The sequence below is a fragment of the Caulobacter sp. NIBR1757 genome (assembly GCF_027912495.1).
GTDB lineage: Bacteria > Pseudomonadota > Alphaproteobacteria > Caulobacterales > Caulobacteraceae > Caulobacter.
This window is the reverse complement of record NZ_CP115463.1, coordinates 768,960-791,937: the sequence shown is the minus strand read 5'-3', so window position 1 is coordinate 791,937 and position 22,978 is coordinate 768,960. Positions and strand designations below refer to the sequence as shown.

Sequence of the window (22,978 nt, the reverse complement as noted above, 5' to 3'; positions counted from 1 at the left end):
TTCCTGGCCAAATCCTCTTAGCGTCGGCCCATCCAAGGGGAGCTTCACATAATGCGCAAACTGGCCCTCATCGCTGGCGTCGCCGCCAGCCTGTTCGCCGGCGCGGCCGGCGCCGCCACCGTCGCGGTCACCGCCGAACGCCTGCTCGACGTGCGCACCGGCAAATATATCGAAAAGCCCCTGGTGCTGATCACCGACGGCAAGATCACCGCCGTCGGCAGCCAGGCCAGCATGACCGTGCCGGCCGACGCGCGGAAGGTCGATCTCCCCGGCCTGACCCTGCTGCCCGGCCTGATCGACATGCATGTCCACCTGGACAGCTCGCCGCAGTACAGCGGCTACAACGATCTCGCCTACACCGACAGCTTCTGGACCGTGGTCGCCGCCGCCAACGCCGAGAAGACCCTGCTGGCCGGCTTCACCACCGTGCGCAACGTCGGCTCGGACGGATTCAGCGACGTCGGCGTCAAGGAGGCCATCGAAGAGGGCATCGTCATCGGCCCGCGCATCGTCCCGGCCGCCTACGCCATGAGCGCCACCGGCGGCCATTGCGATTCGACCTACTTCCCGCCATCCGCCAACCAGACCGCCCTCGGCGTCGCCGACGGTCCCGACGAGGCCCGAAAGAAGGTCCGCTGGCTGAAGAAGTACGGCGCCAAGGCGATCAAGATCTGCGCCACCGGCGGCGTCTTCTCCAACGACGCGGTCGGCGTCCAGCAGATGACCTTGGAAGAGATCAAGGCGGTCACCAGCGAAGCCCACATGGCCGAGATGAAGGTCGCCGCCCACGCCCATGGCCCCGAAGGCATCCTCGCCGCCATCGAGGGCGACGTCGACACCATCGAACACGCCAGTCTGGTCGACGACGCCGGCATCAAGGCCGCCCTCAAGCACGGCGCCTACTTCGGCATGGATATCTACAACACCGAATACACCCAGGCTGAAGGGCCGAAGAACGGGGTGCGAGAGAGCGAGCTGAAGAAGGACCGCGACATCGCCGAGGCCCAGCGGCAGAACTTCTGCAAGGCGGTGAAGGCCGGAGTGAAGCAGGTCTATTCCACCGACGCCGGCATCTTCCCGCACGGCGACAACGCCAAACAGTTCGCCGTCATGGTCCGCTACTGCGCCACGCCCCTTCTGGCCATCCAGAGCGCCACCGTCACCGCCGCCGAGGCGCTTGGTCAGAGCGGCGAGGTCGGCGAGATCAAGCCCGGCGCCTGGGGCGATTTGATCGGCGTCAGCGGCGATCCGCTGGCCAATGTGCGGGTGCTGGAGACCGTGACCTTCGTGATGAAGGGCGGCGAGGTGGTGAAGGGGCCTTAGGCCTCGCAGACAGCCTTGATCTCGGCCCGCAATTCCGGAAGCCCGTCGCCCTTTTCGGACGAGGTGGCGATCACCTGCGGGAAGGCGGCCGGACGCTTGGCGATCTGGCCCTGCGTCTTGACGACCAGGGCCGCCGCCTCATGCGGCTTGATCTTGTCGGCCTTGGTCAGGACGATCTGGTAGCTGACCGCCGACAGGTCCAGCGCATCGAGCGCCTCTTTGTCGACCTCCTTCAGCCCGTGACGGGCGTCGATCAGCAGATAGACCCGCTTGAGGTTCGGCCGGCCGCGCAGGTACTGGCGCCCCAGGTCCTGGAACTTGTTGGCGGTCGAGCGCGACACCCGGGCGAATCCATAGCCCGGCAGGTCGACCAGGCGAATCTTGTCGGCCAGGACGAAGAAGTTGATCTCCCGCGTCCGGCCCGGCTCGTTCGAGGCCCGGGCCAGCTTCTTGTGGCCGACCAGACCGTTGATCAGGCTGGACTTGCCGACGTTGGAGCGGCCGGCGAAACAGACCTCCGGCAGGTCCGGGTCCGGCAGGCCGTCCATCTTCACCGCCCCCATCATGAACGTGGCCTGGCCGGCGAACAGCACGCGCGCCGCCTCCAGTTCCTCGTCCGAGAATTGGGGGGTGTCGGTCATCAGGCGGCCTTGGCCGAGAACCGCCCGAAGAACTGGTCGATCGGGTTATCGACCTTCAGCCGGTGCATGATGATGTACTGCTGCAGGATCGAAAGGCAGTTGGAGAAGGTCCAGTAGATGATCAGGCCGACCGCGAAAGGGGCCATGATGAAGGTGAACAGGATCGGCATCAGCTGGAAGATGCGCTGCTGCATCGGGTCCGGCGCGGGCGGGTTCATCGCCGTGGTCAACCACATGGTGAAGCCGTAGAACAACACACAGATGCCCAGGCCCAGCGCCCCGGCCCCGAAGCCCAGCGCCGTCGGGTGGGTCGTCAGCAGGCCGCCGACCAGCGGCAGGGCGCCCGGATCATAGGGGATCAGGCCGAACAGGTTCCAGATGTTGGTCGGGTCACGCGCCGACAGATCCTTCACGAAGCCGACGAACGGCGCGTGGCGCATCTCGATGGTCACCGACAGCACCTTGTAGAAGGCCAGGAAGACCGGGATCTGCAGGAACAACGGCAGGCAGCCGGCGACCGGATTGACCTTCTCGCGACGGTACAGCTCCATCGTCTCGGCCTGCAGCTTGGCCGGGTCGTCCTTGTACTTTTCCTTGATGGCGTTCATCGGCTCGGTGAGCTTCTTCATCCGGCTCATCGACTCGTAGGACTTGTTGGCCAGCGGGAAGAGGATGATCCGCACGCACAGGGTGACCATCAGGATGGCGACGCCGAAGTTGCCGACGAAGCCGTAGAAGAACTCCAGGGCCATGAAGAAGGGCCGGGTCAGGAAGAACAGCATGCCCCAGTCGATGGCGCGGTCCAGCTCCGGCACGCCCAGCGCCTTCTGGTAGCTCTTGAGCACCTCGGCGCGCTTGGCGCCGGCGAACAGGCGGGTGGTTTCGGTGGCGCTGGCGCCGGGGGCGAGGGTGCGGTCGCGACCGGCGGCGTCGGTGATGTAGTAGTCGCGGCCCTCGAGGGTGAACTGGCGGTAGCGGGCGGTGATCGCCTCGCTCTGATCGGGGATGATGGCCGTCAGCCAGTATTTGTCGGTGATGCCCAGCCAGCCGCCGGTGGTGTTCCAGGTCTGCTCGCCCTTGCCCTTAGCGGCGTCCTTCTTCCACGGTTGGTACTTCTTGAGCCGCAGTTCCTTGTCCAGCCAGCCGACCGCGCCCTCGTGCACGTTCTGGCCCTTGCCCGCCTCGGGCGGCAGGCCGGCGCGGCGCACCTCGGTCAGCGGACGGATGGTGACGGGACCGGTTCCGGTGTTGGTCACCGTGTCGGTGACGGTGAACAGATAGCGGTCATCGACAGCGATCGTGCGGTCGAACACCAGGCCGGCCGGCGAGGTGTAGGTCAGGACGATCGGGGTCTTCTCGGTCAGGACCTGGCCGCTCTTGAGGCTCCAGACGGTGTTGCGGCCCGGCAGGCCGGCGACGTTGGACGCCTCCCAGCTGAACAGGGCGTAGAAGGCGTTGGAGGTGGCTTCGGGGCGCAGGAGATCGACGCGCGGCGAGGTCTTGTCGACGCTCGTGCCGTACTGCTGCAGGAACAGGTCGTCGACCTGGCCGCCGGTCAGGTTGACCGAGCCGGTCAGCACCGGCTTGCCGTCATGGCCGCGGGTCGCGATCGGCACCCGGGTCGAGGCGGCGATGGCCTGAACCCGCGTCAGGTTGCCTGGCGCCACGGTCGGAATCACCGGCTTGCCCGGCGCGGCGACCTTCTTTTCGGCCGCGGCCTTGGCCTTGGCTTCCGCCTGCTTGGCCTTGGTCTGCGGTCCCAGCACGAACATCTGGTAACCGACCAGCATGAGGATCGCGATGACGAAGAAGGCGATCGTGTTGCGGTTTTCGTTTTGCATGGAGCGGGCTCAGACCAACGCTGAAGGAGAAGGGGGCGCGTCATCCGTGGACACGGCGGGGGACGCGGCGGGTAAGTCGGCGGCGAGCCTTATCAGCGCGCTTTTCACATCGTCAAGCAAACGCCCCCAATCGCGCCCGGGGGTTCCGTCGCGGGCCACAAAGACATAGTCACATCCGGGCCGTCCGAAAGAGGGCAGCAGCGCGCGCGCCGCTTCGCGCAGCCGTCGCTTGGCGCGATTGCGCACCACGGCGCCGCCGATCTTCCTGGTTGCGGTAAAGCCGATGTGGACGGTCTGATCGCCGTCCTGGCGGTTGCGGACCTGCACCACCACCGCGCCATGGGCGCGATAAGCGCCTTTGGCGGCCGCCAGAAACTGGGGCCGCCTGGTCATGCGCTCGATGTTCAAAAGCTCGGGCAGGGACAGTCCCCCCGATGCAGAGAAGGTGACGGGCTTAGGCCGTCAGCTTCTTGCGGCCCTTGGCGCGGCGACGCGCAACGATCTTCTGACCGTTTTTGGTGGCCATGCGGGCGCGGTAGCCGTGACGGCGAGCGCGCACAAGACGCGAAGGCTGAAAGGTGCGCTTCACAGGTCTGCTCCGAGAAAATAACAAGCTATAACGCGACGGGAGGCCCCGTCGCGATTGAGCCGGGGTGGATACGGGATGAGGTCCCGGGAGTCAACCGCCACAATGCTCTCAGGGCCTTTGCCCCGCGCCGGTGGAGAGTTACGGGGACACTATACCTGTCTCATGGCGCCGCCCGGGCAGCCGAGCCGCTGGTGGCGAGATAGGTATAGTGTCCCCGTAACTCGCGCCTACAGGTCCGGCCTGATCACCGCCTTGCCGATCACCTTGCGCCCGGCCAGGAGTTCGAACGCCTCGCGCCAGTCGGCCAGCGGGACCTCGGCGTGGACGCGGGGCTTCACCCTGCCCTCCTCGGCCATCTTCCAGATCGCCGCCTGATTCTCCCGGCCGCGCTCGGGGAACTGACGGCCGTATTCGCCGGCTCGCACCCCGACCACCGAAAAGCCCTTGATCAGCGGCATGTTCACCGAGATCTCCGGGATTCGCCCGGAGGTGAAGCCGATGACCAGCAGCCGGCCGTCGAAGCCGATGCAGCGCACGCTCTCGTCGAACACATCGCCGCCGACGGGATCGTAGATGACGTCCGCTCCGCCGCCGGTGATCTCTTTCACCTTCTCCCGGAAGCCGCGCGTGACGTTGAGCACCGCGTCCGGAGCGTACTCCCGCTCCAGCACGGCAAGCTTCTCGTCCGATGCCGAGGTGGCGATCACCCTGGCCCCCATGCTCTTGGCCAGGTCCATCGCCGCCAGCCCGACGCCGCCGGCGGCGCCATGGATCAGCACCCACTCGCCGGGTTGCAGGTTGGCCCGCCGCACGAAGGCGACATAGGCGGTCAGGTAGGCCGCGCCATAGCCGGCTGCCTGGGCAAAGCTGAGCGCCGCCGGCTTGGCCCGCACGGCCGCCGCCGGCAGCAGGGCGTATTCCGCGAACCCGCCCAGCTTGGCCCCACCGACCACGGCCTCGCCGAGGGTCAGGCCTTCGACCCCGGGCCCGAGCGCCTCGACCTCGCCACTCAGCTCCATGCCGAGGCCGAACGGTAGCGGCGGCTTCATCTGGTAGTCGCCGCGCGTCATCAACAGGTCGGGAAAGTTCACCCCGGCGGCGCGGACCTTGACGAGGACCTCGCCGGGGCCGGGCGTCGGGACCGGAACGTCCTGCAGGGAGACACCGGCGTAGTCGGGGGCGAGGCGGTCAACGATCAGGGCGCGCATGGCGGTGAGGATCGGATGGCGACCCAACGGAAGTCCAGTGAGTTCGCCTCTGGGCGCCCGGAACTATCTGGTCCCGGGGATACCCAGACCCCGCAGGATCTTCCGCGCCTTGCCGCCCTTTTCTTCCTTGGGCTTCTCACGCGGCCCGTCTTCGGCCGACTGACCGCCGAAATCGGCATCGTCCATCCCCAGGATCGTGCCCACCGTCGAGCGGTAGCGCACCTTGGCCGTCCACTGGATGTTCCAGGCCACCTTCGGGTCGGCCGGGCGCGCGGGATAGGCGAAGTCGGCCTCGCCGCCCCAGGCGGTCAGGTTGAGCATGCCGCTCGGCGCCGCCTTGATCACCTCGGCCGGCACCGTGCAGGCGGTGGCCGATCCCGGCAGCAGCGCCTTCTTCGCCACCAGCCGGGCGAGGTCCTCGTCGCTGATGTAGTCGGGCGTGGCGAAGGCCCCGACCTGGGCGGCGCTGGAGGTCCACATGACCATCACCGGGTCCGCCCCGCGCCGGGTCTCCTGCGCCCCGATGACGGTGGCGTGGAAGCCGCGCGAGCGGGCGATGGCCTGCCAGGTCAGCGCCACGCCGCCGCCGGCGTCGGGCGTCTGGCGCAGACGGATGGGCTCAAGGAAATCCTGCCCGGAGGTCAGGGTCAGCTTGATATCGGGGCTGTAGTTTCCCTTTACCCAGTGTTCGCCAACCAGCGAGGCGCCGCCCGGCACGGGCTCATTGTTGCGGCTGTTGGGCCATTCGCCATAGGTGGCGAAACGGTCGGCCGACGGCTCCTTCATCGGGGTGATGTCCAGCCCGGTCATCATCCCGGCCAGGGCCTGCGGGTTCTGGGCGACCTTGGCGAAGTCGATGACCACCGGCTGGCCCGGCGCGGCATGGGCGCCGCAGCCCCAGTAGATCAGCAGCTTGCCCTTCGGCTGTTCGTACTGCCCGTCGGTGCGGCCCGTGTAGCCCCGCGGGGTCGGGTCAGACGGCTGCGGCGACAGCAGCGGGACCGAGGTCCCCATGTCCATCGCCGGGCTCCAGAAGTGGTCGGCGGCCGGCGCGGGCGCCTTGCGGCTGGAGCCCAGTTGCAGCTTCAAGGTCTTCACCGGCCCGCCGCCGCCGAAGCCGCCTCGCATCATCTGGCCAAAGCTCGGCCGGGCCGGCGCCCCACCGGGCCCGCCCATGCTCATGCCGGCCATCGGCCCCGTCGCCGTCGAGGCGCTCAGCCAGTAGACGGCGGTCGGACCGGTCACGGTCTGCCTGGGCGCCGGCGCCGGACCGGCGGCGACGAGAAGGACGGCCGAGCCCATCAGGGCGGCGCGCAACGTCTGGGTGAACATGGGTAGCCCCTTCGCTTCGTTTTTCGAGCGGCGGGAGTTAGTCGCATACCTTCGGTCGCTCAACCATGAAAACGATCGTGAGCGATTAAACCTTCGTCAGAAAATTACTTTTGATTCAGCATGTTACAGCTTTGTCAGGCAATCCGCCCCTCAAGCCCCTGACGCACCAGCCCGGCGATCTCCCGGCAGGCGATGTCGGCGGCGGGGATGGCGCCGGTGAAGGCGGTGAAGCCGTGGGCCAGGGCGTCGTAGCAGCGGTAGACCACCGGCACGCCCGCGCCTTTCAGGAGACGGGCATAGGCCTCGCCCTGGTCGACCAGCGGATCGAAGCCGGCGGTGATGACGATGGCCGGGGCCAGGCCGCTCAGATCTCCGGACCGGATCGGCGACAGCCGCGGGTCGGCCGGGTCGTCGTCGGGGCCCATGTAGTGGCCCATGAACCAGGTCATGATGTCGCGCGACAGCGGATAGGCGTCGGCATAGGTGGTCATCGACTGGGTCTCGGACGCCACGTCGACGGCCGGATAGATCAGCAGCTGCAGCACCGGCTGCGGCTCGCCGCTCTTCTTCATTTCCTGGGCCAGGATGGCGGCGAAGTTGCCGCCCATGGAATCGCCGCCGATGGCCAGCCGGCCCTCGGGCGCCCCGAACCGGGCGGTGTTGTCCCGCGCCCAGCGCCAGGCGGCCAGCATGTCGTCGAGGCCGGCCGGGAACCGGTGCTCGGGCGCCAGGCGGTAGTCGACCGACAGCACGGCGCAGCGGGCGGATTTGGCGAGGATGCCGCAGAAGGCGTGGCAGGTGTCGAGATCGCCGATCACCCCGCCGCCGAAGTGGGCGAAGACCAGCAGCGGCGCCTCCGCGTCCTGATCGGACGGACGATAGGCGCGGGCCGGGATGTCGCCCTCGGCCCCCGGCACGGTCAGGCTTTCGACGCTGACGCCGGCCTCCAGCTTGCCGGCCATCATCGACAGGCCCTGGGCGCTGGCGGCCCGCGCCTCGACGGCGCTCAGCGACGACATGGCCGGCATGCTGCGCGCGCCGGCGGCGAGGAACTGGAAGCGGGGATCCAGCGTGCGGCCGCCCTGGTAGACGGCCGAGCCGCCAGACAGCAGGCGCAGGATCGGCGGCGGCAGCGACAGAAGCGCCTTGAGGATGACTTTCTGGACGCCGGGATCGGCCATCTCGCTTCCTCTAGGACGGATTCAGACGCGGCAGGGACGGAATGCCGCCCAGGATCAGCTTGACCGCGAAGTCGCAGGCGGCGTGGGTGTCGATCGGCCGGCGGGCCATCATCCGGTCGCCGACCTCGCGGGCGATGGCGATGCAGGCGGCGGCCAGGTAGTCGGCGTCGACCCTGGGCGCCCCGCCCCGCTCGATGGCGGCGGCGAAGGTGTCGCGCACCTCCTCGAACACCCGCTCCATCTCTGGCGTCTGGTTGGTGATGTGGGGGTGGCGCTCGCCGGCCGGCCGGCGCGCCTCCCAGTTCTCATGCTCGTCGACCACGAAGTCGTAGTAGGCCTGGATGGCGGCGCGCAGATAACCCTCGAAGTCCCGCGCCTCTTCCCAGCAGGCCCGCAGGATCGGCCGGAAGCGCCGGGCGCCGTCGTCGGCCAGGGCCTCGAACACCTCTTCCCGCGACCGGAAGTAGTTGTAGAAGGCCCCCACCGACAGCTCCGTGCGGCGGATGATGTCGCGCACCGTCGCCGTCTCGTAGCCCATCTCGGCAAACACCTCGCGGGCCGCATCGAGGATGGCCTGGCGGTTGGCCTGTTTGGTCTGTTCGCGCTTGCCGGTGGAAAGGACAGTGATCTGACTCATTGAAGCCAAGGCTAGCAGGCCTTGGTCCTTTCGAGAAAAGGATTTCAATGCCGGATTCACGACTCCCGCTAACCGCCAAGCAAGGCTAGTCTGACAAGAGTACCGGCGCGTAACGCCAGCCAGGGGTTGTGAACCATGACGACCGCCGCCCAAGGCAGCGAGGTCCCGGAATTCCGCAGCGCGCGCGCCGACCTGCGCCGCCGGCAGATTCTCGACGCCGCGCGCAGACTGGTGTCCGAAAAGGGCTTCGGCTGCCGCATGGACGAGGTGGCCGCCGCCATCGGAGTCACCAAACCCGCCGTCTATCGCTACTTCCCGGGCAAGGACACCCTGATCCGCGCCATGCTGGAGGAGGACCTGGTCGTTCCGACCAAGGCCCTGGTCGCCCGCATCGACGCCTATGAGGGCCCAATCCGCGGCCTGCTGGAAATCTTCGCCGAGGGCACCCTGTCCATCCAGGAGAACGGCCTGTCGCGCGGCTACATGGCGCTGGCCATGGACGAGGCCCAGAGCCGCCCCGACGTCGCCGGCCTGATCCGCGAGAACGTGCTGGGCGTCAGCGTCATGCGGGTGGCCCAGGCCTTCCAGCGGTCGATGGCCACCGGCGAGCTGCGCAAGGTCGAGGACCCCACCCTGCTGGTGCGATTGTTCTTCGCCCCCTTCATGCAGATCGCCCTGGTCCGCGGCGGCTTCGGCGTGCCGATGGACGGCCCGGCCGCCTACCGCGACTATGTGAAGTTCCACATCGACGCGTTCCTGAGAGCGTTCGGACCTGTTCCTCCCTCGGGGGCGTAGCCCACGGGGGAGGGGGACCGCCGCCGAAGGCGGTGGTGGAGGGGGCGGAGCCGGCCCTTCGGAAGAGAGAGCGTTCTGGCGCGGCCGCAACAACCGCGTTCGGGGCAACCCGCCTCCGCCGGCGCTGCCTCCTCCACCACCGCCTTCGGCGGCGGTCCCCCTCCCCCGCCGCTACGCGTCGAGGGAGGATTTCGCCCTCGCCGCCACCGGCAGCGCATAGCCCGCACCGCGCGCCCGCGCCTCGCCCTTCGCGACCTCCTTCTTCAGGTCGACGATGTAGTGGTTGAAGTCGACCTGGATGGTGTGCCGCGCGGCCTTGTAGTAGCCGCCGAGGTAGAATTCCTCGTCCTTCGCCGTCACGCTCTCCATCTCCGCCTTGGCCGGCGGCCGGTAGCGCCCGGTCAGATAGGCGGCCGCCAGCTTGCTCTGCTGTTCGGCGAAGTTGACCAGGGTCGGCAGCGGCTGGGCCAGGCCCATGAAGAACAGGTTGTCGATCCCCGGCTTCATCATCCGCTTGTACAGCGGGAAGCGGTGCTCGGCGTCGGGCAGCAGGTCCGGATCGTCGAAGAAGGGGAACTTCATGTCATAGCCGGTGGCGAAGACGATGGCGTCCACCTGCTCGACGCTGTCGTCAGCGAAGCGGACATTCTTTCCTTCGAGGGCCTTGATCGCCGGCTTGAACTTCACATCGCCGCAGCCGGCCCGGGTCAGGAACTCGCCGCTGACCGACGGGTGGGCCTCGAGCGGCTCATGGTCGGGCTTGGGCAGGCCGTAGTCTTCCATATTGCCCAGCGTCTTCTTGATGACGCTGCGGGCCATGGCCTGGCCGAGCTTGCGCGGCATCCAGGCCGGCATGGCGCTTTTGTCGGCCGGCTTGCCGTTCATGTACTTGGGCAGCACCCAGACCCCGCGCCTGGCCGAGACCCACAGGTTCTTCGCAATCGGCCGCTGCGCCAGCTCCGAAGCGATATCCATCGCCGAATTGCCCATGCCGACGACCACGACGTTCTTGCCGCGCATGTCGACCGGATCGAAGGGGTCGCAGTAGGCATGGCTGTGAAAGGCCGCGCCCTCGAACTCGCCCGGATAGTCGGGGATGCGCGGGCTCCAGTGGTGGCCGTTGCAGACGAACAGTACGTCATAGAGCCGCGTCTCGCCCGTCGTCAGGCTGACCTCCCAGAGGCCGTCCTCGCGCCGGCGCGCGTTGGTCACCCCGGTGTTGAAGGTGATGGTCTCGCGCAGGCCGAAGTGATCGACATAGTCCTTGAAGTACTGGAACAGCTGGGCGTGGTGCGGGAAGTCGGGCCAGTCGGCGGGCACCGGATAATCCTCGAACGCCAGCCGCCACTTGGAGGTGTCGATATGCAGGCTCTCGTAGCAGGCCGACATGCCGTTGGGGTTCTTGTAGTACCAGTTGCCGCCGACCTCGTCGGAGATCTCGAAGCAATCATAGGGGACGCCAGCGTCCTTCAGCCGCTTGGCCGTGGTGAACCCCGAGCAGCCCGCGCCGATGATGCAGGCCTTCGGTAGCGCCTTGCCGGTCATGCCCGTACTCCCTGACTTATCGTTGTTCACGAAGCTATCGGGGCTGACGCGCGGGTCAACTATGACGTGGCGGCAGTCGCCTAGCTGCAGCCCGCGACACAGCGCGCCCACAGCGGGCTGCAGGTCTCTTCTTCCGCTTCCGCCAGACAGAAGTAGCGGCTCTGGGCGCAGCGGGTGCGGCACTGGCTGGCGGAGTTCGACCCCGCCGACCCCGCCGAGGTGCTGGCCAGCGGCCGGGTGAAGGCCAGGCCCGCCGGCAGGCTGGTCGAGCGGCCCTGGGCCGAGAAGTCGAGCAGCGGCGCTTCCGGCGCCGGCTCCTCCACCTTCGGCTCGGCGCCCTTGAGCCCGGCCTCGGCCGCCGTCACCTGGCGCAGCTTGCCGCCCTGCGCCCCGGCGGGCGTGGCGAGCAGGAGAACCAGGGCAAGGGCGGCGAGGCGGCGCATGAGCCCATGCTGGCCCCGTGGCGTTAAGACGCGATTAACCACAATCCTCCCCTGGCGGGCGAAGCCCGGCGGGGGCAAGGGGCCGCCCTCCCCTTTCATGACGAAAGTTTAAGGGACACGCCTGCCGCTGCGGGAGCATGGTCCGCCACCTTCAAAACAGACAGGATCCTCCTCGTCCCATGAAACGTCTTCTGCTCGCGGCCGCCGCTGTTGCGACCCTCTCGATCGCCGGTGTCAGCACGGCCGTCATCGCCGCCGACGCCTCGGCCCCCGCCTCCGCCTCCGCCGCCGATCTCGCCAAGGCCCCGCGCATGGGGACCTGGGGCTTCGACCTCGCCGGCCAGGACAAGTCGGTCAAGCCGGGCGACGACTTCTTCCGCTACGCCAACGGGACCTACTTCGACCAGATGGTCATCCCGGCCGACCGCTCCTCCTGGGGCGCGTCCGGCAAGCTGCGTGAACTTTCCGACGCCCGCAGCCGCGCCATCATCGAGACCGCCGCCAAGACCGCGAACGCCAAGGGCGAGGCCCAGCAGATCGGCGGCCTCTACAACAGCTTCATGGACGAGGCCCGCCTCGAGGCCCTCGGCGCCAAACCGCTGGCCGCCGACTTCGCCGCCGTGAAGGCCGCAAAGACCCACGACGCCCTGGCGGTGCTGATGGGCGGCGGCAACGGCAAGTTCGGCAACACCATCTTCGGCGTCGGCATCGGCCCCGAAGCCGCCGACCCGACCAAATACGCCGTCTACGTCGGCCAGGCGGGCCTGGGCCTGCCCGACCGCGACTACTATCTGACCGAGCAGTTCGCGGCCAAGAAGACCGCCTACCGCGATTATGTCGCCAAAACCCTGACCCTGGCCGGCTGGGCCAACCCGCAGGCCAACGCCGACGCCATCGTCGCCTTCGAAACGAAGATCGCCGAAGCCAGCTGGTCCAAGGTTCAGCAGCGCGACCCGGTCGCCTCGGTCAATCCGATGACCGTCGCCGAGCTCAGCAAGCTGGCCCCCGAATTCAACTGGAGGGGCTATTTCACGGCGGCCGGCCTCGGCGGCGAACAGAACGTCATCGTCGGCGAAAAGAGCGCCTTCCCGAAGATCTCGGCCATCTACAAGGCCACCCCGATCGAGACCCTGCAGGCGTGGGAAGCCTTCCACATCGCCGACCAGGCCAGCCCCTACCTCAGCAAGGCCTTCGCCGACGCCAACTTCGAGTTCCGCGCCAAGACCCTGTCGGGCCAGCCCGAGCAGCGTGCCCGCTGGAAACGCGGCGTCGGCCTGACCGGCAATACGCTCGGTGAAGCGGTCGGCAAGCTCTACGTCGAGGCCTACTTCCCGGCCGACTCCAAGGCCCAGATGGAAGAGCTGGTCGGCAACCTGCTGGTCGCCATGAAGGCCCGGATCAACAACCTCACCTGGATGAGCCCGGAGACCAAGGCCAAGGCGCTCGCGAAGGCCAACAGCTTCACCGTCAAGGTCGGCTACCCCGACGAATGGCGCGATTACAGCAAGCTGACGATCAAGCCCGACGACCTCTACGGCAACATCGAGCGGGCCGGCGCCTTCGAATGGGCCTACCAGGTCGGCCGCCTGCACAAGCCGGTCGACCGCAAGGAATGGGGCATGACGCCCCAGACCGTGAACGCCTACTACAACCCGCAGCTCAACGAGATCGTCTTCCCGGCCGCCATCCTGCAGCCGCCCTTCTTCGATCCGGAAGCCGATCCGGCCGTCAACTACGGGGCCATCGGCGCCGTCATCGGTCACGAGATCAGCCACGGCTTCGACGACCAGGGCAGCCAGTTCGCCGCCGACGGGTCGCTGTCCAACTGGTGGCAGCCGGTCGACCGCGAGAAGTTCGTCGCCCAGACGGCGGCCCTCGGCGCCCTCTACTCCAGCTTCGAGCCCCTGCCCGGCGCACGCGTCAACGGCGACCTGACCATGGGCGAGAACATCGGCGACCTCGGCGGCGTGCTGATCGCCTATGACGCCTACCACGCCAGCCTCGGCGGCAAGGAACCGCCAGTGATCGATGGCCTGACCGGCGACCAGCGCTTCTTCCTGGCCTATGGCCAGGCCTGGCGCTCCAAGGTCCGCGACGACGCCCTGCGCCAGCAGATCGCCTCGGACCCGCACAGCCCGGCCTACTTCCGCGTCATCGGCACCCTGCGCAACGTCGACGCCTGGTACGCCGCCTTCAACGTCCAGCCCGGCGACAAGATGTACGTCGCGCCCGAGAAGCGCGTCCGCATCTGGTAGGCGATTCGATCTTCAACGATCGAGCGGCCGGGTCCTTCGGGGCCCGGCCGTTTTCTTTTTGGCCCCGGTGACTGTCTCGCGCAGCGTGACTGTCACCGTCCGGCGCTGAACGGTGACAGTCATCCGGCTGCGCCGGAGGACAGTCACCTACACGCTTGCGGCATGAACAAACTTTAAGGTTTCCCCGGACGTCAACGGGTGCATTGTCCGCCGCAATTCCACCTGAGGCCTTTGTCTTTCCATGAAAAAAGCTCTGCTGAGCGCCGCCGCCGCGGCCGCCCTGTCCCTTGCCGCGTTCTCCGCGCAGGCCAGTGAAGACCACCTCTGCCTAACCGACGACTGCGTGGTGCAGTCGCTGTTCAACTTCGCCGACGCCCCCGCGCAGGGCGGCGCCCCCGTCTCGCTGGAGAGCCCGCACTACGGAACCTGGGGCTTCGATCTCACCGGCCGCGACCTGACCGCCAGGCCGGGCGACGACTTCTACAAATACGCCAGCGGCGCCTGGGACGCCCGCACCGAGATCCCGTCGGACCGCACCCGCTTCGGCAACTTCGACGCCCTGAGCATCCTGTCGGAAGCCCGCGTCAACGCCATCATCGCCGATACCGCCGCCGGCAAGGTGCAGGACAAGGACGCCGCCAAGATCGGCGACGCCTACAAGTCCTTCATGGACGAGGCGACCATCGAGAAGCTCGACCTCAAGCCGCTCGCCCCCGAACTCGCCGCGGTCAAGGCCGTGAAGACCCACAGGGACATGACCGCCCTCGGCGGCAAGGGCCAGACCGGCAACTACGCCTCCATCCTCGGCATCGGCATCACCACCGACGCCAAGTCGCCCCAGAAGTACGCCGTGGCCGTCGGCGGCGGCGGCCTCGGCCTGCCCGACCGCGACTACTATCTGGACGCCAAGTTCGCGGACAAGAAGGCCGCCTACGAGGTCTACATCACCAAAATGCTGACCATGGCCGGCTGGGAAAACCCCGCCCAGGCGGCGAAGGACATCATCGCCTTCGAGACGAAGATCGCCGAGGGCAGCTGGACCCGCGCCGAACGCCGCAACCGCGACCTGACCTACAACCCGATGACCCGTGCAGAGCTCGTCGCCTACACCCCCGGCTTCGACTGGGACGCCTATCTGGCCCAGACCGAACTTCCCAAGGGCGTCGACCGCTTCATCCTGACCACCAACACCGCCTTCCCGAAATTCGCCAAGGCCTATGCCGAGACGCCCATCGAGACCCTGAAGGCCTGGCAGGCCTTCAAGCTGATCGACGGCGCCGCGCCGATGCTCAGCAAGCGCTTCGTCGACGCCAACTTCGAGTTCCGCAGCAAGACCCTCGGCGGCCAGCCCGAGCAGCGTCCGCGCTGGAAGCGGGGCGTCGCCTTCACCAACAACATGGTCGGCGAGAGCGTCGGCCGCATCTACGTGGCCCGCTACTTCCCGCCGGAATCCAAGGCCAAAATGATCAGCCTGGTCGGCGACATCCGCTCGGCGCTCAAGACCCGCATCGAGGGCCTGCCCTGGATGAGCCCGGAGACCAAGGTCAAGGCGCTCGACAAGCTGGCCAAGTTCACCGTCAAGATCGGCTACCCCGAGGAATGGCGCGACTACAGCGCCCTGACCATCAAGGCCGACGACCTCTACGGCAACGCCACCCGCGCCGGCGCCTATGAATGGCGCCGCGACGTCTCCCGCCTGTTCGAGCCGGTGGACAAGAAGGAGTGGGGCATGACCCCGCAGACGGTCAACGCCTACTACAACAGCGTCAACAACGAGATCGTCTTCCCGGCCGCCATCCTGCAGGCGCCCTTCTTCGACCCCACCGCCGACGACGCCATCAACTACGGCGGCATCGGCGGGGTGATCGGTCACGAGATCAGCCACGGCTTCGACGACCAGGGTCGCAAGTCCAACGGCGACGGCGTGCTGACTGACTGGTGGACGGCCGAGGACGCCGCCAAGTTCAAGGCCCAGGCCGACAAGCTCGGCGCCCAGTACAGCGCCTTCGAACCGCTCCCCGGCGCCAAGGTCCAGGGCGCCCTGACCATGGGCGAAAACATCGGCGACCTGGGCGGCCTCAGCCTGGCCTACGACGCCTACCTCGTCTCCCTGAAGGGCAGGCCGGCCCCCGTCCTCGACGGCATCACCGGCCAGCAGCGGGTCTTCTACGGCTGGGCCCAGGTCTGGCGCGCCAAGATTCGCGACGAGGCCCTCCGCCAACAGGTCGTCACCGACCCCCACAGCCCGGCCTACTACCGCGTCAACGGAACCATCCGGAACGTCGACGCCTGGTACGACGCCTTCGGCATCAAGGAAGGCGACAAGCTTTACGTGAAGCCGGAAGACCGGGTGCGGATCTGGTAGGGTTGGCGAGAGCGAAATGATTGAGGGGCGGTCCGCAGGGACCGCCTTTTTTTCACTGTCATCCTTCGGTCGCGAAGCGATCCGGAGGACCCACCGTTGGGCGGAACCGGCTGGAGCCGGAAGGCAGCCATCTCCAGCCGAGCAACCCCCAAACGCCAGCCGCCAGGCTTACGGGTGGGTCCTCCGGATCGCTACGCGACCGAAGGATGACAGCGCTCATTTGTTCCTGTATTGTTCCATCACGATGTACTGGGTCTACATCCTCGCCAGCCGCTACAACGGGACGCTCTACACCGGCGTCACCGGCAAGCTCATCGGCCGCATCAGCCAGCACCGCCAGCACCTGTTCGAGGGGTTCACCAGCAAGTACGGCGTCCACCGCCTGGTCTGGTACGAGGTCCATGGCGACATCACCGTCGCCATCCACCGCGAGAAGCGCATCAAGCACTGGCCCCGCGCCTGGAAGATCAACCTGATCGAAGCCGAGAACCCGCACTGGCGAGATCTCTATCCGGAGTTCTTCGTCGCCCCGCCCGGCCCCCTGACCAGCGTGGTCCCACCGAGCCTCTAACCACCCACCCTGTCATCCTTCGGTCGCGCAGCGATCCGGAGGACCCACCGTTGGGCGGAAGCGGCTGGAGCCGGAAGGCCGCCATCGCCAGCCGAGCAACCCACAAGCGCCAGCCGCCAGGCTTACGGGTGGGTCCTCCGGATCGGCTTCGCCGACCGAAGGATGACAGTCATTGAGTTTTTGACGGCCGAGTCAGTTCCGGCGAACCATCGCGCAAAAAGGCGAAGGGCCCGTTGCGGGGGATAATCGCAACGGGCCCAACATTCCTCGATCACTCGATCCAAGCGGGCGTTTCCTCCCCGAAACGCCGGAAACGGGATGCTCTTGTCGGCCGCCCTGTTTCGCCAGTCAAAAAGACGACAATTCCCTGCCCGTGTCAACGCTTCCAGCGCCCTCGCCGCGCAACAAACTGCGGCAAAATCGCTCAAAACGGGGTGATCTTTGGACGTCGCCGTCAAAACAACCGTCCGAGACCCCCATTTCTGACTCTATCGTCAATTCTGATTAAGAAGGCCTCGCAACACGCCCCTCAAGTTGGTCATAGGGTGGACAGTCCGGCGAGAACACATACTCCGGCGCCGCCGCCGTCACCGGCCCGACCCCCGCCGATTCGAGCGCCGCCCCCACCGCCGCCAGCTCGGCCCGCGGAATCAGCAGGCCGGACGCCCGCGCCTGACCGCCCCGGGCCTCGAACAGCGCCGTCGCCGCCTTGGCCGCGGCATCCTGCTCGGCTGGCCAGACCAGGGTCAGGGTCCGCTTGGCCCGGGCCCGCGCCTCGATCAGCGACAGCAGCCGCCGCGCGATCCCCAGCCGCTCGCCGCCCCAGTCGGCGGTCAGGGCCGCCGCCAGCTGAGCCTGACTCTTCAGGATCACCCCGTCGCGAATGATGGCCAGGTGGTTGGCCGCCAAAGTCGCCCCCGTCGTGGTGATGTCGACGACGATCTCCGCCGCCCCGGCCGCCGGCGCCCCTTCGGTCGCCCCCGCCGACTCGACGATGCGGTAGTCGCCCACCCCGTGCCGGGCGAAGAAGGCCCGCGTCTGGGCGACGTACTTGGTCGCCACCCGCAACCGCCGCCCGGTCCGGGCCAGATGATCGTGCGCCACCTCCTCGAGGTCGGCCATGGTCTCGACGTCCAGCCAGCTCTGCGGCGTCGCCACCACCAGGTCGGCCCGCCCGAAGCCCAGCGCCCGCAAGAGCAGCAGCCGCGCCTCGAAATCATCCCCCTGCTCGCGGAGCAGATCCTCGCCGGTTATCCCTAAGTGCACCTCGCCGCTGTTCAGCGCCCGGGCGATCTCGCCCGCCGAGATCAGCCGCACCTCGATGCCGTCCAGGCCGACGATCTTCGCGCGATAGCCGCGCTCGCCGCCGTCAGCCTCGATCTTCAGCCCCGCGTCGGCCAGCCAGGCCTCGACCTGTTCCTTCAACCGCCCCTTGGAGGGAATGCCCAGAATCACGCTCATTCTCCGCCCTCCACAAAGGCCCGGGCAGGCCGGACCATGCAGCCCGCCGCGCCGGTCCCCGCGCCGCCCAGCCGCGCCGCCAGCCCGTCATAGCGACCGCCCGCCGCCAGCGGCCGCTCGGCCCCCAGGGCGGCGCTGCGCACCTCGAACAGGGCCCCGTCGTAATAGCCGAAGGCCCGCCCGAACCCGGCCCCGAACCGCGCCCCGTCCAGCGGAACCCCGGCTTCGGCCAGCAACTCCAGCCGCCGCCGCCATTCGCCGAGCCGCACCTCAAGCCGCGCCCCGCCAAGACCCGCCAGCGCCCCAAGCGCGACGGCCGGCGTGTCCTCGATCGACAGGAAGGCCCGCACCCGGCCGATCTGCTCCTCACTCAGCCGCGCCCGCGCCGCCTCGCCGCCCCGGGCCGCCAGCCGCCGGGCGATCTCCGCCGTCGGCCGCCCGCCGACCGGCGACACCCCCGCCAGGCTCCAGACCTCTTCCAGCAGGGCCACCGCCTCGGCCTCGCCCAGCCCGCCGAGCAGCCCGGCCAGCCGGCTCTGCGGCGCCGCATCCGCCTCCGCCACGGGGTTCAGCTCGGCGCTCAGCAGTCGCGGCCGGTTGAAGGCCCGCTTCAGCCGCGCCGCCAGGGCCGGCTCCAGGTCCATGTCCTCGACCAGGGCCGAGAACAGGCTGACGTCGCCCAGCACCAGTGACAGGTCGTCCCGCCCGCCGGCCGCCGCCGCCTTCCAGGCCCGCGACAGGATCTCGGCGTCGGTCGCCACCGGGTCGGCGCCACCATAGACCTCGAGGCCCAACTGCAGGAACTCCTCGGCCCGCGCCGATCCGCCCGCCGCCCGGAACGCCTTGCCCTCATAGACATAGCGCCCCTCGGCGGCGCCGGACGCGATGTGGGCCCGGGCGATCGGGATGGTGAAGTCGGGCCGCAGCGCCGCCTCCTCGCCACCCTCGGCCTGGACCACGAACAGACGCGGCCGCATCGCCTCGCCGGCCAGGTCGAGCAGCAGCGCCAGCGGCTGCAGCACCGGCGTCTCCAGCGCCTCCCCGGCGCCTTCGAAGGGGGCGCGGATGGCCGCCAGGGCCGGCGGCGGAACGGTCCGCTCCAGTCTCATCGGGCCGCATCCACGATCTTGCGGACCGCCGCCAGCAGCTCGCCGCGCGGCACCGTCTGCTGCCCCGGCCGCTCGGTCTTGTAGGCGTCGTGGCCGGCGATGTTGGCCGCCAGCGCCCGGCCCAGGTCCAGGTCCTTGATGGTCGCCGTGCCCGCCGCGATCTCGTCGCCGCCCAGCATGATCGCCGCCGGCGCGTGGCGCCGGTCGGCATACTTCATCTGCGCCTTCATGCCCGAGGAGCCGAGATAGACCTCGGCGGCGATGCCGGCGGCCCGCAGCTCGCCGGCCACCGCGAAATATTCGCCCATGTGCCCGGCGTCGAAGACGATGACCACCACCGGCCCGCGCGTCGCCCCGGCCTCGTCCCGGCCCGCCGCCTTCAGCGCCGCCGCCAGCCGCGACACCCCGAAGCTGAAGCCCGTGGCCGGCACCGGCTGGCCGGTGAACCGCGCCACCAGGTCGTCATAGCGCCCGCCGCCGCCGATCGAGCCAAAGCGCAACGCCTGGCCCTTGTCATCGACCGTCTCCAGCAGCAGCTCGGCCTCGAACACCGCCCCGGTATAATATTCCAGCCCGCGCACGATACTGGGTTCGATGCTGGCCCGGCTCTCGTCGAAGCCCAGCGCCTTCAGCGCCGCCGCGATCTTGCCCAGCTCCTCGATGCCCTCGGCCCCCTCGGCCGAGCCGCCGACGATCCCCGACAGCGCATCCAGCGTCCTGCCGTTGTCCCCCGCCCCGGCGGCCAGGAAGGCCAGCACCTGGTCCACCGCCCCGCCGGCCAGGCCGGCGCCCTTGGTGAAGGCCCCGCTCTCGTCCAGCCGCCCGGCGCCCAGCAGCAGCTTCACGCCTTCGGCCCCCAGCCGGTCCAGCTTGTCCACCGCCCGCAGCACGGCCAGCTTCTGCCCCGCGCTCTCGACGCCCGCCGCCGTCAACAGGCCGTTGAGCAGCTTGCGATTGTTGATCCGCAGCACCGCCGTCCCCCGCGGCAGCCCGGCCGCCTCCAGCCCCTCGGCCGCCATGGCGATGATCTCGGCGTCGGCTTCCGGCCGGGCCGAGCCGACCGTATCGGCGTCGCACTGGATGAATTCGCGGAACCGCCCCGGCCCCGGCTTCTCGTTGCGCCACACCGGCCCGAAGGCATAGCGGCGATAGGGCTTGGGAAGGGTCTCCCAATTCTGCGCCGCGAACCGGGCCAGCGGCGCGGTCAGGTCATAGCGCAGCGCCATCCACTGCTCGTCATCGTCCTGCAGCGCGAACACACCCTCGTTCGGCCGATCGCTGTCGGGCAGGAACTTGCCGAGCGCGTCGGCATATTCGAACGCCCCGGTATCCAGCGGCTCGAACCCCCAGCGCTCATAGACCGCCGACACCTGCTCGACGATCCGCCGCTCGGCCCGCAGTTGGGCGGCGCGCTTGTCGGCGAATCCGCGAGGGGCGCGGGCTTCGGGGCGGAAGGTTTCGTCAGTCATTGGGGCAGTCCATCGGTCGGTGTTTCATACCGGATGGAGCGCTCGCCCCATCCGCATCGGGCGGGGCGGTGAAGGGGCCTGGCTTTAAGCCGCGCGAACCCGACCCGTCCCGCGAGGGAAGGTGTGGTGGTGCGCGTGATGGTGCGGCGTCTGCGTCATCGAAGAGGGCCTATAGCCGACGACAGGCGAGGCGCCAACCTCCCTCCCCGCATGGGGAGGGCAGACGCGCGGTTACGCGCGTCGGGTGGGGAAGTCGGCTCGAGACCTTCAAGGCGATGCACTGAGAAGCCTCTCCGACAGCCGCCGGTGACCCACTGCCCCACCCGGCGCGCAACGCGCCTGCCCTCCCCATTCGGGGAGGGAGGTCACTGCGCCAATCCGCCAACATTAATATGTCTAGACATAACGATTTCGGCCCAAATCGGGTCAATCGTCCCATGTCCCTAACCGTAGGCCGCGCCGCTCACAAACCGGCCTACATTCCCCGCCGGGGCGCCTACGTCGGACCTACGCCCGGGCCCACATTCACAGCCGGTCAAGCTACCCAAAAGCCAACAGGGCCGGGCCCTTCGCCGCTCATGCCCGGAATCGCGCCTTTTGATGTAGTCCCGCCCAGGCGGTATAATGGTTTGCCGCTTCGATAGGCCTAGCGCGCCAGCCGGGCGATCAGCGCCGCCGTCGAGGGGTCGTGGTCCGGCCCGTCGCCGCCGTCCAGCTCGCGCAGCACCCGCCCCGCCAGGACCTTCCCCAACTCCACCCCCCACTGGTCGAAACTGTCGATGTCCCACAGCACCCCCTCGACGAAGGTCTTGTGCTCGTACAGCGCAATCAAGGCCCCCAGCGTCTCGGGGGTCAGCCGCTCCAGCAGGATGAAGCTCGACGGCCGGTCGCCCGGGAAATGGCGGTGCGGCTCGTTCAAATTCTCCTGGCCGATCATCAGCGCCTCGGCCTGGGCGATGGCGTTGGCCAGCAGCATGTTGCGATGGCTCTTCGGACCCTCGTGGTCCTCGGCGAGCGCAATGAAGTCGACGGGGATGATATCGGTCCCCTGGTGCAGCAGCTGGAAGAAGGCGTGCTGGCCGTTGGTGCCCGCATCGCCGAACACGCTGGCCGCCGTCGCCTGGCTGACCGGCAGACCGCCCTGAGTCACCCGCTTGCCGTTCGACTCCATCTCCAGCTGCTGCAGATAGGCCGGAAACAGCGCCAGCCGCCGGGCGTACGGCACCACCGCCCTGAGCGGCCGCTCCAGCCCGTTGCGATTGAACACATGGGCCAGGGCCAGCATCAGCGGCATGTTGGCGTCGAGCGGGGCGGTCTCGAAATGCTCGTCCATCGCCGCCGCCCCGGCCAGCAGCCCTTCGAACGCCGGCCACCCCAGCCCGATCGCACAGGAGAGCCCCACCGCCGACCAGACCGAATAGCGTCCGCCCACCCAGTCGCGGAAGGCGAACACCCGGTCTTCGGCGATCCCGAACCGCCCGGCCTCGGCCGGATTGGCGCTGACCGCCGCCAGGTGGCTGTCGGCCTTGCCCGCGCCGAGCTTGGCCTCCAGCCAGGCCTTGGCGGCCCGCGCATTGGCCAGCGTCTCCTGCGTCGTGAAGGTCTTGGAGACGACGACAACCAGCGTCTCCTCCGGGTCCAGCCCCGCCGTCGCGGCGGCGAACTCGGCCCCGTCGATGTTGGCGGCGAAGCGCAGCTGGATCTCCGGAACCAGCGGCCGCAGCGCCTCCCAGATCAGCCGGGGCCCGAGGTCGGAACCGCCGATTCCAATATGGAGGACGGACTTGAACGGCCGCCCCGTCGCCCCGCCGGCCATCCCCGACCGCACCGCCGCCACGAAGTCCTGCATGGCGTCGCGGACATCCTCGACCTCCTCGGAGACCGCCTTGCCGGCCGCCTTGAAGTCCGCCCCCGCCGCCGCCCGCAGCGCCATATGCATGGCCGGCCGCCCTTCGGTGAGATTGACGATCTCGCCGTTGAACAGCCGTTCCCGCGCCGCCTCCACCCCGGCGGCCACGGCCAGCTCGACCGCCGCCGTCGCCCCCTCGCGGCTCCAGGGCTGCTTGGACAGGTCGAGCGTCAGACCCGCCGCCTCGAAGGTCAGGCCCTCCAGCCGGTCCGGCTCGGCGTCGAACAGGGCGCGGATGCGGCGCGCGCCATCGGCCTTGGCGGCGGCTTTCAGGGCGGTCCAGGCGGGAGTCTCGGTCATGGCG

19 protein-coding genes are annotated in these 22,978 nt (G+C 68.6%); 5 read left to right on the top strand and 14 right to left on the bottom strand.

From position 1 onward, the window contains the following. Positions 1 to 51: 51 nt before the first annotated feature. The gene (locus O5I81_RS03690) at positions 52 to 1,323 is read left to right on the top strand and encodes an amidohydrolase family protein (RefSeq protein WP_271067593.1); all 1,272 of its coding nucleotides are present in this window, start codon (positions 52 to 54) and stop codon (positions 1,321 to 1,323) included. Here the strand turns inward: O5I81_RS03690 and yihA are convergent. From yihA to O5I81_RS03650, 8 genes are all read right to left on the bottom strand, one after another. Continuing rightward, positions 1,320 to 1,964 carry a ribosome biogenesis GTP-binding protein YihA/YsxC gene (gene yihA, locus O5I81_RS03685; protein ID WP_271067592.1) on the bottom strand — a complete coding sequence of 215 codons (645 nt, stop codon included), beginning with the start codon at positions 1,962 to 1,964 and terminating at the stop codon, positions 1,320 to 1,322. The two genes, O5I81_RS03690 and yihA, sit on opposite strands and share 4 nt — an antisense overlap. Continuing rightward, complete coding sequence (yidC, locus tag O5I81_RS03680; RefSeq protein ID WP_271067591.1) at positions 1,964 to 3,805, bottom strand: membrane protein insertase YidC; 1,842 nt, start codon at positions 3,803 to 3,805, stop codon at positions 1,964 to 1,966. Before yidC ends, yihA begins: the two co-directional genes overlap by 1 nt. Before the next feature lie 9 nt (positions 3,806 to 3,814). Then, on the bottom strand, positions 3,815 to 4,198 hold the full coding sequence (rnpA, locus tag O5I81_RS03675) for a ribonuclease P protein component (RefSeq protein WP_348637279.1): 384 nt from the start codon (positions 4,196 to 4,198) through the stop codon (positions 3,815 to 3,817). Positions 4,199 to 4,259: 61 nt separating this feature from the next. Beyond that, a complete protein-coding gene (gene rpmH, locus O5I81_RS03670; RefSeq protein WP_271067590.1) occupies positions 4,260 to 4,394 on the bottom strand; it encodes a 50S ribosomal protein L34 in 135 nt (44 codons plus the stop codon). 227 nt (positions 4,395 to 4,621) lie between these two features. Then, a complete protein-coding gene (locus O5I81_RS03665; protein WP_271069097.1) occupies positions 4,622 to 5,602 on the bottom strand; it encodes an NADPH:quinone oxidoreductase family protein in 981 nt (326 codons plus the stop codon). Positions 5,603 to 5,665: 63 nt separating this feature from the next. Then, positions 5,666 to 6,934 carry a hypothetical protein gene (locus tag O5I81_RS03660; RefSeq protein ID WP_271067589.1) on the bottom strand — a complete coding sequence of 423 codons (1,269 nt, stop codon included), beginning with the start codon at positions 6,932 to 6,934 and terminating at the stop codon, positions 5,666 to 5,668. Positions 6,935 to 7,068: 134 nt separating this feature from the next. Continuing rightward, the gene (locus O5I81_RS03655; protein ID WP_271067588.1) at positions 7,069 to 8,115 is read right to left on the bottom strand and encodes an alpha/beta hydrolase; all 1,047 of its coding nucleotides are present in this window, start codon (positions 8,113 to 8,115) and stop codon (positions 7,069 to 7,071) included. Between the two features lie 10 nt (positions 8,116 to 8,125). Next, positions 8,126 to 8,752, bottom strand: a complete 627-nt coding sequence (locus tag O5I81_RS03650) for a TetR/AcrR family transcriptional regulator (RefSeq protein ID WP_271067587.1) — start codon at positions 8,750 to 8,752, stop codon at positions 8,126 to 8,128. 135 nt (positions 8,753 to 8,887) lie between these two features. Between O5I81_RS03650 and O5I81_RS03645 the strand changes: the two genes are divergently transcribed. Beyond that, the gene (locus tag O5I81_RS03645) at positions 8,888 to 9,547 is read left to right on the top strand and encodes a TetR/AcrR family transcriptional regulator (RefSeq protein ID WP_271067586.1); all 660 of its coding nucleotides are present in this window, start codon (positions 8,888 to 8,890) and stop codon (positions 9,545 to 9,547) included. Between the two features lie 171 nt (positions 9,548 to 9,718). Here the strand turns inward: O5I81_RS03645 and O5I81_RS03640 are convergent, their stop codons facing one another. Together O5I81_RS03640 and O5I81_RS03635 are read right to left on the bottom strand one after the other, a co-directional pair. Further along, on the bottom strand, positions 9,719 to 11,092 hold the full coding sequence (locus O5I81_RS03640) for an NAD(P)-binding domain-containing protein (RefSeq protein ID WP_271067585.1): 1,374 nt from the start codon (positions 11,090 to 11,092) through the stop codon (positions 9,719 to 9,721). An 80-nt stretch (positions 11,093 to 11,172) separates the two neighbouring features. Beyond that, the gene (locus O5I81_RS03635; RefSeq protein ID WP_271067584.1) at positions 11,173 to 11,535 is read right to left on the bottom strand and encodes a hypothetical protein; all 363 of its coding nucleotides are present in this window, start codon (positions 11,533 to 11,535) and stop codon (positions 11,173 to 11,175) included. A 179-nt stretch (positions 11,536 to 11,714) separates the two neighbouring features. Here O5I81_RS03635 and O5I81_RS03630 point away from each other — a divergent pair, with 179 nt between their 5' ends. From O5I81_RS03630 to O5I81_RS03620, 3 genes are all read left to right on the top strand, one after another. After that, complete coding sequence (locus O5I81_RS03630) at positions 11,715 to 13,790, top strand: M13-type metalloendopeptidase (protein WP_271067583.1); 2,076 nt, start codon at positions 11,715 to 11,717, stop codon at positions 13,788 to 13,790. 241 nt (positions 13,791 to 14,031) lie between these two features. Then, entirely contained in the window at positions 14,032 to 16,155 is a 2,124-nt protein-coding gene (locus O5I81_RS03625) for a M13-type metalloendopeptidase (protein WP_271067582.1), read from the top strand. 244 nt (positions 16,156 to 16,399) lie between these two features. Then, positions 16,400 to 16,726: a GIY-YIG nuclease family protein gene (locus O5I81_RS03620; RefSeq protein ID WP_271067581.1), complete on the top strand. Its 327-nt coding sequence runs from the start codon at positions 16,400 to 16,402 to the stop codon at positions 16,724 to 16,726. 504 nt (positions 16,727 to 17,230) lie between these two features. Here the strand turns inward: O5I81_RS03620 and hisG are convergent. The 4 genes from hisG to pgi all read right to left on the bottom strand — a co-directional run bounded on the left by hisG (position 17,231) and on the right by pgi (position 22,974). Next, positions 17,231 to 18,187 (bottom strand): ATP phosphoribosyltransferase, encoded by a 957-nt coding sequence (hisG, locus tag O5I81_RS03615; protein ID WP_271067580.1) that lies wholly within the window; start codon positions 18,185 to 18,187, stop codon positions 17,231 to 17,233. Further along, positions 18,184 to 19,296 (bottom strand): ATP phosphoribosyltransferase regulatory subunit, encoded by a 1,113-nt coding sequence (locus O5I81_RS03610; RefSeq protein ID WP_271067579.1) that lies wholly within the window; start codon positions 19,294 to 19,296, stop codon positions 18,184 to 18,186. The genes hisG and O5I81_RS03610 overlap by 4 nt, the downstream gene beginning before the upstream one ends. Beyond that, entirely contained in the window at positions 19,293 to 20,765 is a 1,473-nt protein-coding gene (hisS, locus tag O5I81_RS03605; RefSeq protein WP_271067578.1) for a histidine--tRNA ligase, read from the bottom strand. The genes O5I81_RS03610 and hisS overlap by 4 nt, the downstream gene beginning before the upstream one ends. A gap of 646 nt (positions 20,766 to 21,411) precedes the next feature. Beyond that, complete coding sequence (gene pgi / locus O5I81_RS03600) at positions 21,412 to 22,974, bottom strand: glucose-6-phosphate isomerase (protein ID WP_271067577.1); 1,563 nt, start codon at positions 22,972 to 22,974, stop codon at positions 21,412 to 21,414. Positions 22,975 to 22,978: the final 4 nt, after the last annotated feature.

What these genes read in the sequence shown, in the direction of transcription:
- O5I81_RS03690 (WP_271067593.1), top strand. Translation starts at nt 52, where the DNA reads ATGCGCAAACTGGCCCTCATCGCTGGCGTCGCCGCCAGCCTGTTCGCC.
- yihA (WP_271067592.1), bottom strand. Translation starts at nt 1,964, where the DNA reads ATGACCGACACCCCCCAATTCTCGGACGAGGAACTGGAGGCGGCGCGC.
- yidC (WP_271067591.1), bottom strand. Translation starts at nt 3,805, where the DNA reads ATGCAAAACGAAAACCGCAACACGATCGCCTTCTTCGTCATCGCGATC.
- rnpA (WP_348637279.1), bottom strand. Translation starts at nt 4,198, where the DNA reads ATGACCAGGCGGCCCCAGTTTCTGGCGGCCGCCAAAGGCGCTTATCGC.
- O5I81_RS03665 (WP_271069097.1), bottom strand. Translation starts at nt 5,602, where the DNA reads ATGCGCGCCCTGATCGTTGACCGCCTCGCCCCCGACTACGCCGGTGTC.
- O5I81_RS03660 (WP_271067589.1), bottom strand. Translation starts at nt 6,934, where the DNA reads ATGTTCACCCAGACGTTGCGCGCCGCCCTGATGGGCTCGGCCGTCCTT.
- O5I81_RS03655 (WP_271067588.1), bottom strand. Translation starts at nt 8,115, where the DNA reads ATGGCCGATCCCGGCGTCCAGAAAGTCATCCTCAAGGCGCTTCTGTCG.
- O5I81_RS03650 (WP_271067587.1), bottom strand. Translation starts at nt 8,752, where the DNA reads ATGAGTCAGATCACTGTCCTTTCCACCGGCAAGCGCGAACAGACCAAA.
- O5I81_RS03645 (WP_271067586.1), top strand. Translation starts at nt 8,888, where the DNA reads ATGACGACCGCCGCCCAAGGCAGCGAGGTCCCGGAATTCCGCAGCGCG.
- O5I81_RS03640 (WP_271067585.1), bottom strand. Translation starts at nt 11,092, where the DNA reads ATGACCGGCAAGGCGCTACCGAAGGCCTGCATCATCGGCGCGGGCTGC.
- O5I81_RS03635 (WP_271067584.1), bottom strand. Translation starts at nt 11,535, where the DNA reads ATGCGCCGCCTCGCCGCCCTTGCCCTGGTTCTCCTGCTCGCCACGCCC.
- O5I81_RS03630 (WP_271067583.1), top strand. Translation starts at nt 11,715, where the DNA reads ATGAAACGTCTTCTGCTCGCGGCCGCCGCTGTTGCGACCCTCTCGATC.
- O5I81_RS03625 (WP_271067582.1), top strand. Translation starts at nt 14,032, where the DNA reads ATGAAAAAAGCTCTGCTGAGCGCCGCCGCCGCGGCCGCCCTGTCCCTT.
- O5I81_RS03620 (WP_271067581.1), top strand. Translation starts at nt 16,400, where the DNA reads ATGTACTGGGTCTACATCCTCGCCAGCCGCTACAACGGGACGCTCTAC.
- hisG (WP_271067580.1), bottom strand. Translation starts at nt 18,187, where the DNA reads ATGAGCGTGATTCTGGGCATTCCCTCCAAGGGGCGGTTGAAGGAACAG.
- O5I81_RS03610 (WP_271067579.1), bottom strand. Translation starts at nt 19,296, where the DNA reads ATGAGACTGGAGCGGACCGTTCCGCCGCCGGCCCTGGCGGCCATCCGC.
- hisS (WP_271067578.1), bottom strand. Translation starts at nt 20,765, where the DNA reads ATGACTGACGAAACCTTCCGCCCCGAAGCCCGCGCCCCTCGCGGATTC.
- pgi (WP_271067577.1), bottom strand. Translation starts at nt 22,974, where the DNA reads ATGACCGAGACTCCCGCCTGGACCGCCCTGAAAGCCGCCGCCAAGGCC.